Source organism: Aureimonas frigidaquae (assembly GCF_001463905.1).
In the GTDB taxonomy this organism is placed as follows: Bacteria; Pseudomonadota; Alphaproteobacteria; order Rhizobiales; family Rhizobiaceae; genus Aureimonas; species Aureimonas frigidaquae.
Genome location: NZ_BBWR01000010.1, coordinates 80,716 through 95,412 on the forward strand (window position 1 = coordinate 80,716; position 14,697 = coordinate 95,412).

The 14,697-nt window shown below is 66.7% G+C and carries 18 protein-coding genes; 9 read left to right on the forward strand and 9 right to left on the reverse strand.

What is annotated here, in order from left to right; genetic code table 11:
- Positions 1-4: 4 nt before the first annotated feature.
- Positions 5-388, forward strand: coding sequence for a CidA/LrgA family protein (locus tag AUL30_RS11090; RefSeq protein ID WP_062227955.1), 384 nt, complete (start codon positions 5-7; stop codon positions 386-388).
- Positions 385-1,116 carry an LrgB family protein gene (locus AUL30_RS11095; protein ID WP_062227956.1) on the forward strand — a complete coding sequence of 244 codons (732 nt, stop codon included), beginning with the start codon at positions 385-387 and terminating at the stop codon, positions 1,114-1,116. Before AUL30_RS11090 ends, AUL30_RS11095 begins: the two co-directional genes overlap by 4 nt.
- 7 nt (positions 1,117-1,123) lie before the next feature.
- Here the strand turns inward: AUL30_RS11095 and AUL30_RS11100 are convergent, their stop codons facing one another.
- The gene (locus AUL30_RS11100) at positions 1,124-1,438 is read right to left on the reverse strand and encodes a hypothetical protein (protein ID WP_157070089.1); all 315 of its coding nucleotides are present in this window, start codon (positions 1,436-1,438) and stop codon (positions 1,124-1,126) included.
- Between the two features lie 99 nt (positions 1,439-1,537).
- Between AUL30_RS11100 and AUL30_RS11105 the strand changes: the two genes are divergently transcribed.
- Together AUL30_RS11105 and AUL30_RS11110 are read left to right on the forward strand one after the other, a co-directional pair.
- Positions 1,538-1,807 carry a hypothetical protein gene (locus AUL30_RS11105; protein WP_062227958.1) on the forward strand — a complete coding sequence of 90 codons (270 nt, stop codon included), beginning with the start codon at positions 1,538-1,540 and terminating at the stop codon, positions 1,805-1,807.
- Positions 1,808-1,875: 68 nt separating this feature from the next.
- Positions 1,876-2,313, forward strand: coding sequence for an META domain-containing protein (locus tag AUL30_RS11110; RefSeq protein WP_062227959.1), 438 nt, complete (start codon positions 1,876-1,878; stop codon positions 2,311-2,313).
- Here AUL30_RS11110 and phbB read toward each other — a convergent pair.
- The 3 genes from phbB to AUL30_RS11125 all read right to left on the reverse strand — a co-directional run bounded on the left by phbB (position 2,310) and on the right by AUL30_RS11125 (position 4,956).
- Entirely contained in the window at positions 2,310-3,035 is a 726-nt protein-coding gene (gene phbB / locus AUL30_RS11115) for an acetoacetyl-CoA reductase (RefSeq protein WP_062227960.1), read from the reverse strand. The two genes, AUL30_RS11110 and phbB, sit on opposite strands and share 4 nt — an antisense overlap.
- Before the next feature lie 48 nt (positions 3,036-3,083).
- A complete protein-coding gene (locus tag AUL30_RS11120; RefSeq protein WP_062227961.1) occupies positions 3,084-4,268 on the reverse strand; it encodes an acetyl-CoA C-acetyltransferase in 1,185 nt (394 codons plus the stop codon).
- A 97-nt stretch (positions 4,269-4,365) separates the two neighbouring features.
- Complete coding sequence (locus AUL30_RS11125) at positions 4,366-4,956, reverse strand: cupin domain-containing protein (protein WP_062227962.1); 591 nt, start codon at positions 4,954-4,956, stop codon at positions 4,366-4,368.
- 107 nt (positions 4,957-5,063) lie between these two features.
- On the opposite strand from AUL30_RS11125, the gene AUL30_RS11130 reads away from it, so the two are divergent.
- Positions 5,064-6,401, forward strand: coding sequence for an aspartate aminotransferase family protein (locus tag AUL30_RS11130; RefSeq protein WP_062227963.1), 1,338 nt, complete (start codon positions 5,064-5,066; stop codon positions 6,399-6,401).
- 242 nt (positions 6,402-6,643) lie between these two features.
- Positions 6,644-7,258, forward strand: a complete 615-nt coding sequence (gene phaR, locus AUL30_RS11135; RefSeq protein WP_062227964.1) for a polyhydroxyalkanoate synthesis repressor PhaR — start codon at positions 6,644-6,646, stop codon at positions 7,256-7,258.
- A gap of 92 nt (positions 7,259-7,350) precedes the next feature.
- Here phaR and rpmF read toward each other — a convergent pair whose 3' ends face one another.
- Both rpmF and mtgA read right to left on the reverse strand, forming a co-directional pair.
- Positions 7,351-7,530: a 50S ribosomal protein L32 gene (rpmF, locus tag AUL30_RS11140; RefSeq protein ID WP_062228041.1), complete on the reverse strand. Its 180-nt coding sequence runs from the start codon at positions 7,528-7,530 to the stop codon at positions 7,351-7,353.
- Positions 7,531-7,756: 226 nt separating this feature from the next.
- Positions 7,757-8,506, reverse strand: a complete 750-nt coding sequence (mtgA, locus tag AUL30_RS11145; RefSeq protein ID WP_062228042.1) for a monofunctional biosynthetic peptidoglycan transglycosylase — start codon at positions 8,504-8,506, stop codon at positions 7,757-7,759.
- A 175-nt stretch (positions 8,507-8,681) separates the two neighbouring features.
- Between mtgA and AUL30_RS11150 the strand changes: the two genes are divergently transcribed.
- Complete coding sequence (locus tag AUL30_RS11150) at positions 8,682-9,539, forward strand: polyprenyl synthetase family protein (RefSeq protein WP_062228043.1); 858 nt, start codon at positions 8,682-8,684, stop codon at positions 9,537-9,539.
- Positions 9,540-9,543: 4 nt separating this feature from the next.
- Here the strand turns inward: AUL30_RS11150 and AUL30_RS11155 are convergent, their stop codons facing one another.
- Together AUL30_RS11155 and ispG are read right to left on the reverse strand one after the other, a co-directional pair.
- A complete protein-coding gene (locus tag AUL30_RS11155) occupies positions 9,544-10,425 on the reverse strand; it encodes a lytic transglycosylase domain-containing protein (RefSeq protein ID WP_244490799.1) in 882 nt (293 codons plus the stop codon).
- Positions 10,400-11,650 carry a flavodoxin-dependent (E)-4-hydroxy-3-methylbut-2-enyl-diphosphate synthase gene (ispG, locus tag AUL30_RS11160; RefSeq protein WP_062228044.1) on the reverse strand — a complete coding sequence of 417 codons (1,251 nt, stop codon included), beginning with the start codon at positions 11,648-11,650 and terminating at the stop codon, positions 10,400-10,402. Before ispG ends, AUL30_RS11155 begins: the two co-directional genes overlap by 26 nt.
- A 152-nt stretch (positions 11,651-11,802) precedes the next feature.
- On the opposite strand from ispG, the gene AUL30_RS19745 reads away from it, so the two are divergent.
- Together AUL30_RS19745 and AUL30_RS19385 are read left to right on the forward strand one after the other, a co-directional pair.
- Positions 11,803-11,961 carry a DUF3309 family protein gene (locus tag AUL30_RS19745; RefSeq protein WP_192843055.1) on the forward strand — a complete coding sequence of 53 codons (159 nt, stop codon included), beginning with the start codon at positions 11,803-11,805 and terminating at the stop codon, positions 11,959-11,961.
- Positions 11,962-12,034: 73 nt separating this feature from the next.
- Complete coding sequence (locus AUL30_RS19385; protein ID WP_083507868.1) at positions 12,035-12,193, forward strand: DUF3309 family protein; 159 nt, start codon at positions 12,035-12,037, stop codon at positions 12,191-12,193.
- A gap of 137 nt (positions 12,194-12,330) precedes the next feature.
- Here AUL30_RS19385 and AUL30_RS11165 read toward each other — a convergent pair whose 3' ends face one another.
- Entirely contained in the window at positions 12,331-14,643 is a 2,313-nt protein-coding gene (locus AUL30_RS11165) for a fibronectin type III domain-containing protein (protein ID WP_062227966.1), read from the reverse strand.
- Positions 14,644-14,697: the final 54 nt, after the last annotated feature.

Below are 14,697 nucleotides of genomic sequence, written 5' to 3' on the forward strand. Positions count from 1 at the left end.
CCCCATGCTCAAGCCCATCGCGGTCCTGTTGACCTGCCAGCTCATCGGCGAAGCGCTCGCACGCGGCCTCGCCCTCCCGGTGCCCGGGCCGGTCATCGGCCTCGTCCTCCTGTTCCTCCTGCTCCTGTGGCGCGGCACAGTGGCGGACGGCATCCTCGATGCGCGCCCGCAGGGCATGCTGGGCGGAACGGCCGACCGGATCCTTGCCATGCTGGGCCTGCTCTTCGTGCCGGCAGGCGTCGGGCTGATCGATCACCTGGGCCTTGTGGAAAGCAACCTCCTGGGCTTTGGCGTGGTGCTCCTGGCGTCCGTCGTCGTCACGCTGACGGTTACCGTCCTGGCCTTTCTCGGCGTCGAACGGCTGATGCGGCGCGGGGAACGGTCATGACCGGCACGCCGACACCCTTCGAACTCTGGGCCTATCTGTCCGCGACGCCGCTGCTCTGGCTGACCGTCACCCTGGTGGCCTGGCTCGTGGCGGATGCGATTTCCATGCGCACCGGTCGGCACCCCATGGCCAATCCGGTGCTCATCGCCATCCTGATCCTCGGCGCGCTCCTCAGCCTCACCCGGACAAGCTACCGGACCTATTTCGACGGGGCGCAGTTCGTCCACTTCCTGCTCGGCCCGGCAACGGTCTCCCTCGCCATCCCGCTCTACCGGGCGCGCAGCGTCATCGCGCGCAGCCTCGCGCCGCTCGCGGCGGCGCTGGTGGCCGGATCGGTCACGGCCATTTCAATGACGGTGCTCCTGTCACGGGCCTTCGACCTGCCGCGCACCGCCATCCTGTCGCTGGCGCCCAAATCGGCGACGGCACCCGTCGCCATGGGCATATCGGAGGCGATCGGCGGCCAGCCGGCCCTGACGGCGGCCATGTGCATCCTGACCGGCATCATCGGCGCGCTCCTGGTAACGCCGCTGATGAACGCCCTGCGCATCCGCAACTATGCCGCACGCGGCTTCGCCGTCGGCCTGACATCCCACGGGATCGGCACGGCGCGCGCCTTCAGCGTCGATTCGCTCGCCGGCGCCTTTGCGGGCATCGCCATGGGGCTCAATGCGCTGATGACGGCGCTCGTGCTGCCGGCGCTCCTGCGCTTCCTCATGCCCGATTGAGCAGCCCTCAGTTCAGCCGGCCGGACAGGCAGCGCTCATAGGCGCGATCGGCCATGCGCTCGGCTGTCTGGCGCGTCATGAGGTGGGTGCCGAAGCCCTCGCCGCGGTCCGAATAGTCTTCCAGCGCGTTGTAATAGGTTTGCCGGGCGTAATTGTCGCAGCGTGCATTGCCGCGTTCGGGATAGGTCGCCACCTCTCCGTGGAAGACGGTCGCACCGCCCGCCGCCGTGCACCCCGCCATCAGTCCGGCAACGAGCGGCAACACCAGGGCAATACGAATGGGACGGGCCGGCACAGGCGCCGGTTTGCGATCTGCGCGCACAGGCGCCTCCTTCGGTTCCATCTTCGCCCGCCGTTCATGGGCTGGCGCAAGCTTGAGATGGGAAGATAGCTCGCCAATCCACGCGGACGAGAGTGTATCATGACCACTGCAGGCCATACCGAAACGCTGGTGACGACACGTTTCCGGACGCTGGGCTATGTCGGGGCCCTGCTCTTCACCTTCTGCCCGCCCGTCTTCCTGTACGAGACCTACCAGATCTTCTACACGACCGCGATGGAGGACAATCCGCTGATCGGCCTTTTCGCCGCCGGCGCGCTCGTCCTTGCCTTCGCCAGCATCCCCCTGATGATCGTCGGCCGCAAGCAGCGCTACATGCTCGTGGAACATGTGAGCCGGAACGCGGGCTGACCACCGCCGTTGATCCTGCAACGGCCGGCCCGCACGGCCTGTCCGAGGATCGAAGGAGGAACGGACCCATGGCTGGCAGCCTATCGCCCATCATCGTGGCGCTGACGCTCGGTCTGGCGGCGCCCCTGCCCGCCCTCGCTCAGGATGGAGACACGAGCGGCGCAGCCGCCCCGGTCGGCGCCTGGCTCGTCCAGACGATCGAAGGCGCGCCGACCGACGCAGGCGTCGAGACGACGCTCGTGATCACCCCCGGCGGCCGGGCCAGCGGCACGGGCGGATGCAACCGCTTCAACGCGGAGGCGATGATCGACGGGGAGCAAATCCATTTCGGCCAGGCCATGGCAACCCGCATGGCCTGCCAGGAGGCGGCCATGCGGCAGGAAGCCGGATTCTTCGCCGCACTGTCGAACATCACCGCCTGGCGCGTCCTGGAAGATGGACGGCTTGAGCTCACCGATGCGGTGGGGCAAGCCGTCCTGACCCTGACACGCGGGCAGTCCGCCTAGGCGAAATACTGCCCGCCATTGATCGACAGGGTGGCGCCGGTCATGTACCCGGCCTCTTCCGCCGCCAGGAACACCACCGCGCGGCCGATCTCCTCCGGCGTGCCGAGCCGTCCGACAGGGATCTGCGGCAGGATCTGCCGCTCCAGCACCTCGGCCGGAATGCTCGCCACCATCTCCGTCCCGATATAGCCGGGGCAGATCGCATTGACGGTGATTCCCTTGCGCGCGCCTTCCTGCGCCAGGGCCTTGGTCAGGCCGATGTCGCCTGCCTTGGCGGCACTGTAATTGACCTGACCGACCTGCCCCTTCTGGCCGTTGATCGACGAGATGTTGACGATCCGGCCGAAGCCGCGCTCCCGCATCCCGTCCCAGACAAGGCGGCACATGTTGAAGACGCCGGTCAGGTTGGTGCCGATGACGGCGTTCCACTGCTCCGGCGTCATCTTGTGGAACATGGCATCGCGCGTGATGCCGGCATTGTTGACGAGCACATCGACCGGGCCGAGCGCCTCGGTGGCCTGTTTCAGCCCTTCCGCGCAGGCGGCGTAATCGCTGACGTCCCAACGGAAGCCCGGTATGCCCGTTTCGTCGCAGAAGCGGCGGGCGGCCTCCTCGTTGCCGCAGTAGTTCACGCCCACCTTAAATTTCGCATCGCGCAGCGCTATGGCGATGGCGGCGCCGATGCCGCGTGTACCGCCGGTCACGATTGCCGTTCTCTGCATGCTCTCCCTCCCAGAAGACGTCTCACAACCCGCGGGCGTCTGCGCCCCTTACATGGCCTCGAAGCACATGGCGATGCCCATGCCGCCGCCGATGCACAATGTCGCCAGGCCCTTGCGCGCGCCACGGCGCCGCATTTCGTGCAGGAGCGTGTTGGCCACGCGTGCGCCCGACGCGCCGACCGGGTGGCCGATCGCGATGGCGCCGCCATTCACATTCACGATCTCCGGGTTCCAGCCAAGTTCCTTGTTGACGGCGCAGGCCTGTGCGGCGAACGCCTCGTTGGCCTCGACCAGGTCAAGATCCTGCAAGGACCATCCGGCCTTTTCCAGCGCCTTGCGGCTGGCCGGGATGGGGCCCGAGCCCATGAGAGCCGGATCGACGCCCGCCGTCGCCCAGGAGGCGATCCGCGCCAGCGGGGTCAGGCCGCGCCGCACGGCCTCCTGCTCCGTCATGAGGACGAGGGCCGCCGCGCCGTCATTGATGCCCGACGCGTTGGCGGCCGTGACGGTTCCCTCCTTGTCGAAGGCGGGCCGCAGTTTCTGCACCTTCTCCAGCGTGGTGCCGGGCTTGATGTACTCATCCGCCTCCACGACCGTGTCGCCCTTGCGGCCCGTCACCGTCACGGGCGCGATCTCGTCCTTGAAACGGCCGGCTGCCTGAGCCGCTTCGGCCTTGTTCTGGGATGCGACGGCAAAACCGTCCTGCTCGTCACGGGTGATCTGCCACTGACGGGCCACGTTTTCGGCGGTGATGCCCATGTGATAGCCCTGGAAGGCGTCGATCAGGCCGTCCTTCAGCATCGTATCGACGAGCTTGAGGTCTCCCATCTTCTGGCCGCCGCGCAGATGCGCTGCATGCGGTGCCATGGACATGGATTCCTGCCCGCCCGCCACGATGACGGAGGCATCCCCCAGCGCGATCTGCTGCATGCCGAGCGCCACCGCGCGCAGGCCCGACCCGCAAAGCTGGTTGAGCGCCCAGGCGGTCGTCTCCTTGGGGCAGCCGGCCTTCATCGCGGCCTGGCGCGCGGGGTTCTGCCCCTCGCCGGCCTGCAGGATCTGGCCCAGGATGACTTCGTCGACCTCGTCCGGCGCAACACCGGCGCGCGCCAGCGCGGCCGATATGGCAGCGGCGCCCAGCACATGCGCCGGAACGTCGGCGAAGGCCCCGTTGAAGGCGCCGACGGGGGTTCGCGCCGCGCCGACAATGACGATGGAGGGGGAGGCACTCATGGATTCTCGCTTCCTTCTTATGTCTTGGGCGGCTGATCGCCTGGCGCATCAAAGCCTGTGGCCATGACTTTGTGAAGACCGTTCGCGCCGGCGCCCGTCAGAATGTGGGGGGCGTGCAGGCGCTGATCAATTCACACGGGTTCGGACCGACGCAACGGAACCGGTGCGGCCTTTTGCTTTCGAAGTAATAGGCATCGCCCGGGCCGAGGATCCGCCGCTCACCGTCCACGCTCACCTCGAGCCGGCCGGACAGGATGATGCCGCCTTCCTCCCCGTCATGGACAAGCGGGACCGTGCCCGTATCGGCGCCCGGCTCGTAGCGCTCGGACAGGATCTGCAGGCTGCGGCCGAACAGATCGCCCCCGACCTGCCGGTACGAGATGCCGCCCTTGCCGATCTCCACCAGCTCCTCGGCGCTGTAGAAGGCCTGCCGCTTGCCCTGCGGCTCGATGGCGAAGAACTCGGCAAGCCCGATCGGAATGCCGTCGAGTATGCGCTTCAACGCCCCGACCGACGGGTTGGTGCCGTTGGACTCGATCAGCGAGATCGTCGAATTGGTGACACCGGCCCGCCTGGCAAGCTGCCGCTGGGACAATTTATGCGCAAGCCGCAGGCTGCGCAGCCGACCACCAATATCCACATCCGCCACGCCGCTGTTCTCCCTGTTCGATATCGCGCAATTCTGCATGAACGCAGCGTTCTAGATCAAGGACTTGGCCGTCGGCAGAAAAGGCCTTGTTGCCGGGTCCGATCGGGGGTCTTGATGGGGGACACATCCTTGATCCGGAGCCTGCCATGAACAGCCACACCCGCCCGAACAGCCCGGCGCTCGACAGCTACTGGATGCCGTTCACCGCCAACCGGCAGTTCAAGGCCGCGCCCCGCATGCTCGTTTCGGCAGAGGGTATGCATTACACGAGCCAGGACGGGCAGCGCGTGCTGGACGGCACGGCGGGCCTGTGGTGCGTCAATGCCGGGCATGGCCGCCGTTCGATCGCCGCGGCGGTGGAGCGCCAGCTCGCCACCCTGGATTACGCGCCTTCCTTCCAGATGGGTCATCCGATCGCCTTCGCCTTTGCCGAGCGGCTGGCGGAGATCGCCCCCGGCCTGGGCGACGAGCGGCTCGACCGCATCTTCTTCACCGGCTCGGGCTCCGAATCGGTCGATACGGCGCTCAAGATCGCCATCGCCTATCAGCGCGCCATCGGCCAGGGCACCCGCAACCGGGTGATCGGGCGTGAGCGCGGCTACCATGGCGTCGGCTTCGGCGGCATCTCCGTCGGCGGCCTCGTCAACAACCGCCGCGTCTTTCCGCAGCTGCCGGGAACGGACCATCTGCGCCACACGCACGACCCGGCCCGCAACGCCTTCGTCAAGGGCGTGCCGGAGCATGGCGCGGAGCTGGCCGACGATCTGGAGCGGCTCGTCGCCCTGCATGGGGCGGAAACCATCGCCGCCTGCATCGTCGAGCCGGTGGCCGGCTCGACGGGCGTCCTGATCCCGCCGCGCGGCTACCTGCAGCGCCTGCGCGATATCTGCACGCGCCACGGCATCCTGCTCATCTTCGACGAGGTCATCACCGGCTTTGGCCGCCTCGGAACGCCCTTCGCCACGGATTATTTCGGCGTCCTTCCCGATATCGTCACCACGGCCAAGGGCCTGACCAACGGCAATATCCCGATGGGCGCCGTCTTCTGCGGGCGGCATGTCCATGACGGGCTGATGCAGGGCCCCGACGCCCAGATCGAGTTGTTCCACGGCTATACCTATTCGGGCCATCCGGTGGGCTGCGCCGCCGGTATCGCCACTCTGGACATCTATGCGCAGGAAGGGCTCCTGACCCGCGGCGCGGAACTTGCCGATCACTGGGCCGATGCCATGCACGGGCTCAAGGATGCACCCGGCGTCGTCGACATCCGCACGATCGGGCTCGTCGCCGGAATCGAGCTGGCGCCCGTGGACGGCAAGCCCGGCAAGCGCGCCTATGATGTCTTCGTGGACTGCTTCGAGAAGGGACTGCTCATCCGCGTGACGGGCGACATCATCGCCCTGTCCCCGCCGCTGATCGTATCGCGCGATCAGATCGACGAAATGGTGTCGATGCTGGGTGATTCCCTGCGCCGGAACCCTTGAGCGCCTCCGCGCTGAAGGAGCTTTGAACCTCGACGCGCCGGCGCTGCATGCGCCGCGCTTCGCCCCCCGCGTGCCGTGCACAAACTGCGCCGCCCGTTTCGGCCATCACGATTGGTTCGCAGCCCGGCCACCGTCGAAGGTTTGGATTGCGGACAGCGGCGTGCTTATGTTCTTTTAGGCGGTGCAGCATTCGCCCGCAGAGGCGAAGCCGCACGGAGGCGACACGCTTTGGGGAGTGAGGCATGGCACGCAGAAACGAAACGACCATCATCAAGAAATACGCGAACCGGCGCCTCTACAACACCGGCACCAGCATGTATGTGACGCTCGAAAACCTGGCGGCCATGGTAAAGGGCAATGAGGATTTCGTGGTGCAGGACGCCAAGACGGGTGAGGACATCACCCATTCGGTCCTGACGCAGATCATCTTCGAGCAGGAAAACAAGACCGGGCAGAACCTCATGCCCATCACCTTCCTGCGGCAGCTCATCCGCTTCTATGGCGATCAGATGCAGATGGTGATTCCGGCCTATCTGGAACAGTCCATGACGGCCTTCTCCCATGAGCAGGAGCGGTTCCGCACCAATCCGGCCGAGGCCGTGGCGCAGACGACCCGCCTCATGGAAGATCAGGTGCGCCGCAACACGGAACTCTTCCGCCAGGCCATGAGCGTCTTCAACCCGTTCCTCGCCAATGCGATGGGGGATCAGCCCGCCGGCGGTGCGAAGGCGCCGGCAGCCGCGTCCGCCCCTGGCGCATCGGGCACGGCGGCGCGCAGCGACGACCTTGCGCTCATGCGCGAACAGCTTGCCGAAATGCAGAAGAAGATCGAAGCGCTCGGCGCTTCCAAGAGCTGACGCCAGCCGCGCCCTGCCGGCCTGCGGACAAACGAAAGGGCCGGCGCATTGCGCCGGCCCTTGAAGCTTGCACCTGAAGGGCGCGCTGGAACTTAGTCCTGCGCCTTCAGGATCTGACGACCGCGATAGACGCCGGTCTTCAGGTCGATATGGTGCGGGCGACGCAGCTCGCCGGAATTCTTGTCCGTCACATAGGTCGGCGCGGCGATCGCGTCGGCCGAGCGGCGCATGCCGCGCTTGGAGGGCGACGTCTTTCTTTTGGGTACGGCCATGTTCTGCTCCGTCGCGATGACGGCAGGGCCCCATCGCATCTGTGAAATTGAAGTTCCGGCCATCATGATGCAATTGCCTCGATGAAAGCCGTCCGCGCCGCGCCGGTTCGAAGGGACCGCCTGACTGGCAGCCCAACGCATCCGTGATACGACAGGGAAATCGTGACAGCCCCATACCAAAAGCCGCGCCCGATGTGAAGGCCCCACGCCCGATTCTTGAATCGGATCAGCGCGCCGCCAGTTGCAGGCACTCTGTATAATCGCCGGCCGCGCGGGCGCGGCCCTGGATCCGGTCGGCCAGACGCGCCATTCCGGCGGATGGCCGCGCCGGATCGCGGTCGAGCGGCGCCGGCAGGGTCACGGCCAGGAGCGCGGACTGGCGCGAGGACAGGTCGGCAGCCGGCCGGTTGTAATAGTAGCGCGCCGCGGCCTCGATGCCGTAGACGCCCGGCCCCCATTCGGCGACGTTCAGGTAGATCTCCATCATCCGGCGCTTGCTCCACACCGCGTCGGCATAGAGCGCCAGCGGGATTTCAAGCGCCTTGCGCAGATAGGAGCGCCCGTTCCACAGGAACAGGTTCTTGACCGTCTGCATAGGGATGGTCGAGGCGCCGCGACTCGCCCCCTCCCCAGCCACGACCTGGTTGAACTGGCCGGAGAACTCGGCCCAGTCGATCCCGTCATGGGCACAGAACTGGCCATCTTCCGACATCATGACCGAGCGCACGAGCACGGGGGCGATATCGTCCAGCGGCACCCATTGCCGGTCATAGGGCTGGAAGGCGAAATGCTCGCCCAGCATCAGCGTCGAAATGGGCCGAAGCGACGGCAGCCCGTAGACGGGCACCAGGATGAGCGGCACCAGAGTGAGGACCAGAACGACACCGGCCAACAGGCGCATCAACCGGCCGGCCAAAGACCGTCTGCGCAACAGCGGGCTCCTTTGTGATCCTGCCTCATTCTCCAGATCCGCCATATCCTGCGTGGTCTCCGCCGTCGTCAAACGACCAAATCGTGATGCCGGCCCCTTGCCCGGGGCGGGCCGCTCCGGCACAGGGGATAGCCCGGCACAAGCATGGTGAGGAAGACGCATCGTGACAAGCACCTATTCCCAGGCCTTTACCGACCGGCTCGGCGCTGCCGCGCGCGGCATGGAAGCGCTTCTGGGCGAGATCCTAGCCCGGGATGCGGGCGTGAGCGGACAGGTTCCAGAGCGCCTGGCCGCCGCCATGCGTCATGGCGCGCTGGGCGGCGGCAAGCGGTTGCGCCCCTTCCTCGTCCTCGAGAGCGCGGCCCTGTTCGGCCCCCCGCCCGCCGGCGCGGCGGAGGTGGCGGCGGGCCTGGAATGCGTCCACTGCTACTCCCTGATCCACGACGATCTGCCCGCCATGGACGACGACGATCTGCGCCGCGGCCGGCCGACCGTCCACAAGGCCTTCGACGAGGCCAGCGCCATCCTGGCCGGCGATGCGCTGCTGACGCTCGCCTTCGGCCTGACCGCCGGGGCCACGGGCCTTTCCGACGCCGCCCGCCTGGCGCTGGTGTCGCGCCTGGCGCAGGATGCCGGAGCCGTCGGCATGGTGGGGGGCCAGGCGCTCGACCTTGCAGCCGAGGCTGAGGACAGCCTGACCGAAGCGCAGATCGCCCGCATCCAGTCCATGAAAACGGGCGCGCTTATCGCCTATGCCTGCGAGGCGGGCGCCATTCTGATGGACGCTCCGGCGGCGGACCGCCAGCGCCTGCGCCGCTACGGGGAGATTATCGGCCTTGCCTTCCAGCTTGCCGACGATCTTCTGGACGAAACGGCCGACGCCGCGACGCTCGGCAAGGCGGCGGGCAAGGACCGCGAGCGCGGCAAGAAGACGCTGCCGGCACTCTACGGCCAGGACTGGACGCGCCAGCGCCTCGCCGCCCTGGTGCAGGAGGCCGAAACCGTCCTTGCGCCCTACGGCGAGGCGGGCGCGCTCCTGGTCGAGACGGCCCGCTACATTGCGGGGCGCGATCGCTGAGCCTCTAGCGGTTGCGCAGCACCATGCAGGCGCCGCCATCGGCCCGGAGCCGGCGGCAGAAGCTGTCGGCCTCGCCCCGGCTGTCGGCGCCGATGCGCACGGCGGTGATGCGCCGTGGGCCGGATGCCGGGCGCGCCCGCATTAGGATCGGCTCGACGCCGCCCAGGAGACGGGGATGGGCATCCTGGAGGCGGCGGTAGATGTTGAGCGCGATGGCCTCGTTCACGTGGCCCGCCACCTGGACGCCCCAGGGGCGCATGGGTGCGCTTTCCTCCAGCGCGAAGATGGCGCGGGTCCGCATGATCGGCAGGTTCCGGCAGGCTTCTGGAAAGTCGAGCGCGGCGTCCAGCGGGCGCGGCTCGATGTCCCGGCCCGCTTCCTCGCGGAACCAGGCCGCCGGCCGCGCGGTGATGGACAGGACGTAATCCTCTGTCTCGTAGGGGAGGCGTCCATCGCTTCCCATCCAGCGTCGTACGCGGTTGATACCGCCATTATAGGCCGCCGCCGCCAGCCCCCAGGAGCCGAGCGCATCGCGAAGATCGCGCAGATAGAGGGCCGAGTGTCGGATCGCTTGCTTCGGGTCGAACGGATCGGCAAGGCCGCGCTCGTCCGCCGTATAGGGCATGAACTGGGCGATGCCCCGTGCGCCGACCGGCGATACGGCCCCGGCATCGAACCGGCTTTCCTTCCAGATCAGCCGCGCCAGGAAATCGGGCGACATGCCCGTCGCCGCGGCATTCTCGGCAATCAGGTCACAGATGGCGCCGACGGCATCGTCCTTTGCGTCCGGCTCGGAGCGCGCCGGCCCGGCCACCATCAGGGCCACGGCCGCAAGGGCGAAGGCGGCGCGCCGCAGGGGCCTACTCGGCCGCGGCAGGGCGGCCAAACCTGCGCTCGATATAGTCGGCGACCATGATCTGAAACTCCTCGGCAATGCGGGGGCCGCGCAGCGTGGCCACCTTCTGGCCGTCGATATAGACGGGCGCAGACGGCACCTCGGCCGTGCCGGGCAAGGAGATGCCGATATCGGCATGTTTGGATTCGCCCGGCCCGTTGACGATGCAGCCCATCACCGCGACGGACAGGCTTTCCACCCCCGGATAGCGTTCCCGCCATTGCGGCATGCTGGCGCGGATGTCGGACTGGATCGTCTCGGCCAGTTCCTGGAACAGGGTCGAGGTCGTCCGGCCGCAGCCGGGACAAGCGGCGACGATCGGGATGAACTGACGGAACCCCATGGTCTGCAGGATTTCCTGCGCCACCTGCACCTCCCGGGTGCGGTCGCCACCGGGCTCGGGCGTCAGGGACACGCGGATCGTGTCGCCGATGCCCTCCTGCAGCAGAATGCCCATCGCCGCCGCGGATGCGACGATGCCCTTGCTGCCCATGCCGGCCTCGGTCAGGCCGAGATGGATGGCATGGTCCGTGCGGCGCGACAGATCCCGGTAGACGGCGATGAGGTCCTGCACGTTGGACACCTTGGCCGACAGGATGATCTTGTCACGCGGCAAACCGGTTTCCTCCGCCAGGGCTGCGGAGTGCAGGGCCGACTGGATGATCGCCTCGCGCATGACGGCGCGCGCCGGCCGCGGCGTGGACAGAAGGTTGTTTGCGTCCATGAGCCGGGTCAGCAGCTCCTGGTCGAGCGAGCCCCAATTGACGCCGATGCGCACAGGCTTGTCGTGCCGGATCGCCATTTCGACGATCTCCACGAATTGTCGGTCCTTCTTGTCGCGGAAGCCGACATTGCCCGGGTTGATGCGGTATTTCGCCAGCGCGGCGGCGCAGTCCGGATAGTCGGCCAGGAGCTTATGGCCGATATAATGAAAATCGCCCACCAGGGGGACGCTCTCTCCCAGCCGGTCGAGCCGCTCGCGGATACGCGGGACCGCGGCGGCCGATTCGGGGCGGTCCACGGTGATGCGCACGATCTCGGAGCCGGCACGCGCCAGTTGCGCCACCTGTGCCACCGTCGCGTCGATATCGGCCGTATCGGTGTTGGTCATCGACTGGACGACCACCGGTGCACCGCCTCCGACGCGCACGCCCCCCACGTCCACGCCCACCGTCTGGCGGCGCGGCAAAGGGTCGGCGACAATCTCTTCCATCATGGTCATCGGCATCAGGTCCGGGCTTGCACAGGCTCCGCCCCACCATATAGGGCTTCGCGTGTCGGGAAAATGGCCGGCTGCCCCGGCCGACCGGAATGAGAGCCCGGATCGAAGGCCCGACCAGAAAGCCCGGATCGAAAGCGGAGAATTCCATGACCTTCGGCGCGCTCGTCAACCTCGTGGCCCTGATCATGTTCATCGCGGCCTGGCCTATCTGGCCATGGTCCCGCAACCTGAGTCCCCGTCCCGCCATTGTCGCCGGCGTCGTGCTGACCGTAACGGTCCTCCTCTGGGTGACGCAGATCATCTGATTGCAGGCACAAGTGGAACCCGAAGCCTTCGTTCCGCGTTTTGTCTGAAAACTCTTTTCGGGGGAATTGCGGCATGTCGCTCGGTACGATTCTGATCATCATACTGGTGCTTCTTCTGATCGGTGCCTTTCCCGGCTGGGGCTATTCCCGGAGCTGGGGTTACGGGCCGAGTGGCATTCTCGGCTTCGTCCTGATCGTCGTTCTGATCCTGTTGCTGCTTGGCCGCATCTAGGCGCGCCAGCCCCCTCTGACGTTTCTGGAATAGCCGCGCGGTGGTCGCGCGCTCCAATCGGCGTTGAGCCGAAACGCAAAGGACCGGCCCGCTTGCGCAGGCCGGTCCAATGTCATGAAAGCAATCTGACGTTCGTGTCAGATGGCCGAGAAGATCTTCGAGAACTCGTAGTGCTGAAGATCCGCAAGGCCGGAGGCTGACGGGCTCAGGCCGGTGCCGGGATGGTCGCGTCCGATCGACCACATGGAGATGTGCGAGACATCCGGGTTGCCATCGGCAAAGGCCATGAGCTGGTAGGCATCCTCGACCGTGAAGATCTCCTTGCCGCCCGTGCCAGCGGTCGTGTCGTTGACGCCGATCATCGGAATGATGCCGATTTTCGCGTCCAGCCCGACAGAACGCACCTGGCTCAACGTCTTCAGGGTTGCGTCGATAGCACCCTGCCCCATGTCCTCGATCCCCTGATAGTAATCCATCGCCATGATGCTGACCACGTCGATCCGCATGCCGTTGGCCTTGGAAACCTTCAGAATGTCGATGCCATCCTGCGTGAGCCCCGTCGTCAGGACAGGCAGCGTATAGGCGAATTCGACATCCGTATACTTTGCCTGAAGCTGTGCGATGGCCTGCGCACGCAGGACATTGGCGGTGTGGTTCTGCATCGCCGCGCCTTCGATGTCGAAGTCCAGCTTATGGACGTCATAGCGCGTGATGACGCTTTCATACGCCGCGGCGAGCTTGTCGACGGCAGCCTGCGTAATCGTGCTGCCGCCCATTTCGGACGCGATTTGCACCGCCGCCTCCGTCCCTACGGCGCCGCCGAAGGAAATGGTCACTTCCCCGCCCAGAGCGTGGATGGCGTCCACCTGCGACTTGATCGTCACGCCGTTCCAATGCGTGTCCACGCCGGCGCCGATGTTGCCGCCGAGGCCACCCCACTGCACGGCATCGGAATGCGCGCCGCCCGTCATGACGAAGGCAAGCGTGAAGTTGGAGATGTGCGCATCCTTGGCCACCTTCACCAGATCCTGGCTGGAAGACAGCGACATGTCGATATAGGGCGAGAAATACTGCTCATGCCCGCCGACATGTGCATCGCCCGTCGGCAGCGTAACGGAGACGGCGTTCGAATGCAGGGACTCGCCGGCCTCGTCCACAGCCGACACGGTGAAGGAATGCGTCGATCCCGCGCTCAGATCGGTCAGCTTCAGACAGGTGCCCGTCGTCGTGGCAAGCAGCGTGTTGCCCTCATAGATCTTGTATGCGGAAACATTGCCGTAGCCATTCACCTCGGCCTTGTCCCACACCAGCACGACCGCGTTCGACTTGATCGCCGTTGCGGCCAGATCTTCCGGCGCGGAAGCGAGAACGGGTGTCGTGTCCAGAAGGCCGGCATATTTCCAGACGACGTTCGACGATTTGGAGGGGTCGTCGTTCTGCGTCCACCAGCCTGCGACATAGACCTTGCCATGCATCGCGACCCGATCGCCGCCATGATAGACGGTGTCGGCCGACCATTCCTTGGCGTAGGCGCCGCCATTGCTGGACGAACCGTTGCCGGAAGCCCCGCTGCCGGCATTCGTGCCGGCGCCGCTATTGGCGCCCGCGCCATTGTCCGTACCGGCCTGCGCGCCACCACCGGTGCTCCCACCCGTGCCGGCGTTGGCCGAGCCGGCGCCGCCTTCCGTGCCCGTATGCGCGCCGGAACCCGTGCCCGCGCCGGCTCCGGTGTTCGAACCGGCATTGGTGCCGGATCCGGTGTTGGCACCGGTGCCGCCGTCCGAACCGGTATGCGCACCGGCACCGGTTTCTGCGTTTGCTCCCGGAGTGGTCTGGCCCGGCGTCGTCGTGGTGCTGGAACCAGCTTCGGGCTCCACCGCCTTCCCGCCCAGTGCGGTGCGCCACGCCAGGACCGCGGATGCGTCCTTGGCGATGATGTTGTCCAGGCTCAACTGGGTCAGGGTCACACCCTGCAGCACGTATCTCTGCTGATTGGTCGGAATGCCGATCTCAACGGAACCCGACTTCTCCTCGATCGTGAAGTTGCCGGCCTGGAACCAGCCGAAATCCAGCTTGTCACCATGCGTGGGATCGAATTCCGATTTACCGAGGGCGATGGTCTCACCCCAGCGCCAGGTGATCGTAACCGTCTTGGCGGCGGCGGAACCCGTGGCGGACGAGCCATTCTGGCCCGATCCCTCAGTTGCGCCCGTCCCGGGATGGGTCGTTCCGGCGCCGCTGTCCACCGACGGCGTCACCGCACCGGAAGACGTTCCGCTCGAGCCGGTCGTGGAGCCCGAGCCGGTCGTCGAGCCCTGGCCGCCGGACTGCCCCGTCGAGGACGAAGCGCTGCCCGATGCCGGCGCGGCGATAGCGGCCTGCAACTTGTCGAAGGCACTCGGGTCGAAAGCGGTGATGTTGCGGCCCATATCGAGCTGCGACAGCTTCACGCCGGCCAGAACATAACGCTGGTCGTTGGATGGGATGGTGATCGTGACACCCTG

Excerpts from the sequence above, each read along its gene's own strand:
- mtgA (WP_062228042.1), bottom strand. The coding sequence starts at position 8,506 with ATGGCGGATCTGGAGAATGAGGCAGGATCACAAAGGAGCCCGCTGTTG.
- AUL30_RS11150 (WP_062228043.1), top strand. The coding sequence starts at position 8,682 with ATGGAAGCGCTTCTGGGCGAGATCCTAGCCCGGGATGCGGGCGTGAGC.
- AUL30_RS11090 (WP_062227955.1), top strand. The coding sequence starts at position 5 with ATGCTCAAGCCCATCGCGGTCCTGTTGACCTGCCAGCTCATCGGCGAA.
- AUL30_RS11130 (WP_062227963.1), top strand. The coding sequence starts at position 5,064 with ATGAACAGCCACACCCGCCCGAACAGCCCGGCGCTCGACAGCTACTGG.
- AUL30_RS11105 (WP_062227958.1), top strand. The coding sequence starts at position 1,538 with ATGACCACTGCAGGCCATACCGAAACGCTGGTGACGACACGTTTCCGG.
- AUL30_RS19745 (WP_192843055.1), top strand. The coding sequence starts at position 11,803 with ATGACCTTCGGCGCGCTCGTCAACCTCGTGGCCCTGATCATGTTCATC.
- AUL30_RS11120 (WP_062227961.1), bottom strand. The coding sequence starts at position 4,268 with ATGAGTGCCTCCCCCTCCATCGTCATTGTCGGCGCGGCGCGAACCCCC.
- AUL30_RS11095 (WP_062227956.1), top strand. The coding sequence starts at position 385 with ATGACCGGCACGCCGACACCCTTCGAACTCTGGGCCTATCTGTCCGCG.
- ispG (WP_062228044.1), bottom strand. The coding sequence starts at position 11,650 with ATGATGGAAGAGATTGTCGCCGACCCTTTGCCGCGCCGCCAGACGGTG.
- AUL30_RS11125 (WP_062227962.1), bottom strand. The coding sequence starts at position 4,956 with ATGCAGAATTGCGCGATATCGAACAGGGAGAACAGCGGCGTGGCGGAT.
- AUL30_RS19385 (WP_083507868.1), top strand. The coding sequence starts at position 12,035 with ATGTCGCTCGGTACGATTCTGATCATCATACTGGTGCTTCTTCTGATC.
- rpmF (WP_062228041.1), bottom strand. The coding sequence starts at position 7,530 with ATGGCCGTACCCAAAAGAAAGACGTCGCCCTCCAAGCGCGGCATGCGC.
- AUL30_RS11110 (WP_062227959.1), top strand. The coding sequence starts at position 1,876 with ATGGCTGGCAGCCTATCGCCCATCATCGTGGCGCTGACGCTCGGTCTG.
- phaR (WP_062227964.1), top strand. The coding sequence starts at position 6,644 with ATGGCACGCAGAAACGAAACGACCATCATCAAGAAATACGCGAACCGG.
- phbB (WP_062227960.1), bottom strand. The coding sequence starts at position 3,035 with ATGCAGAGAACGGCAATCGTGACCGGCGGTACACGCGGCATCGGCGCC.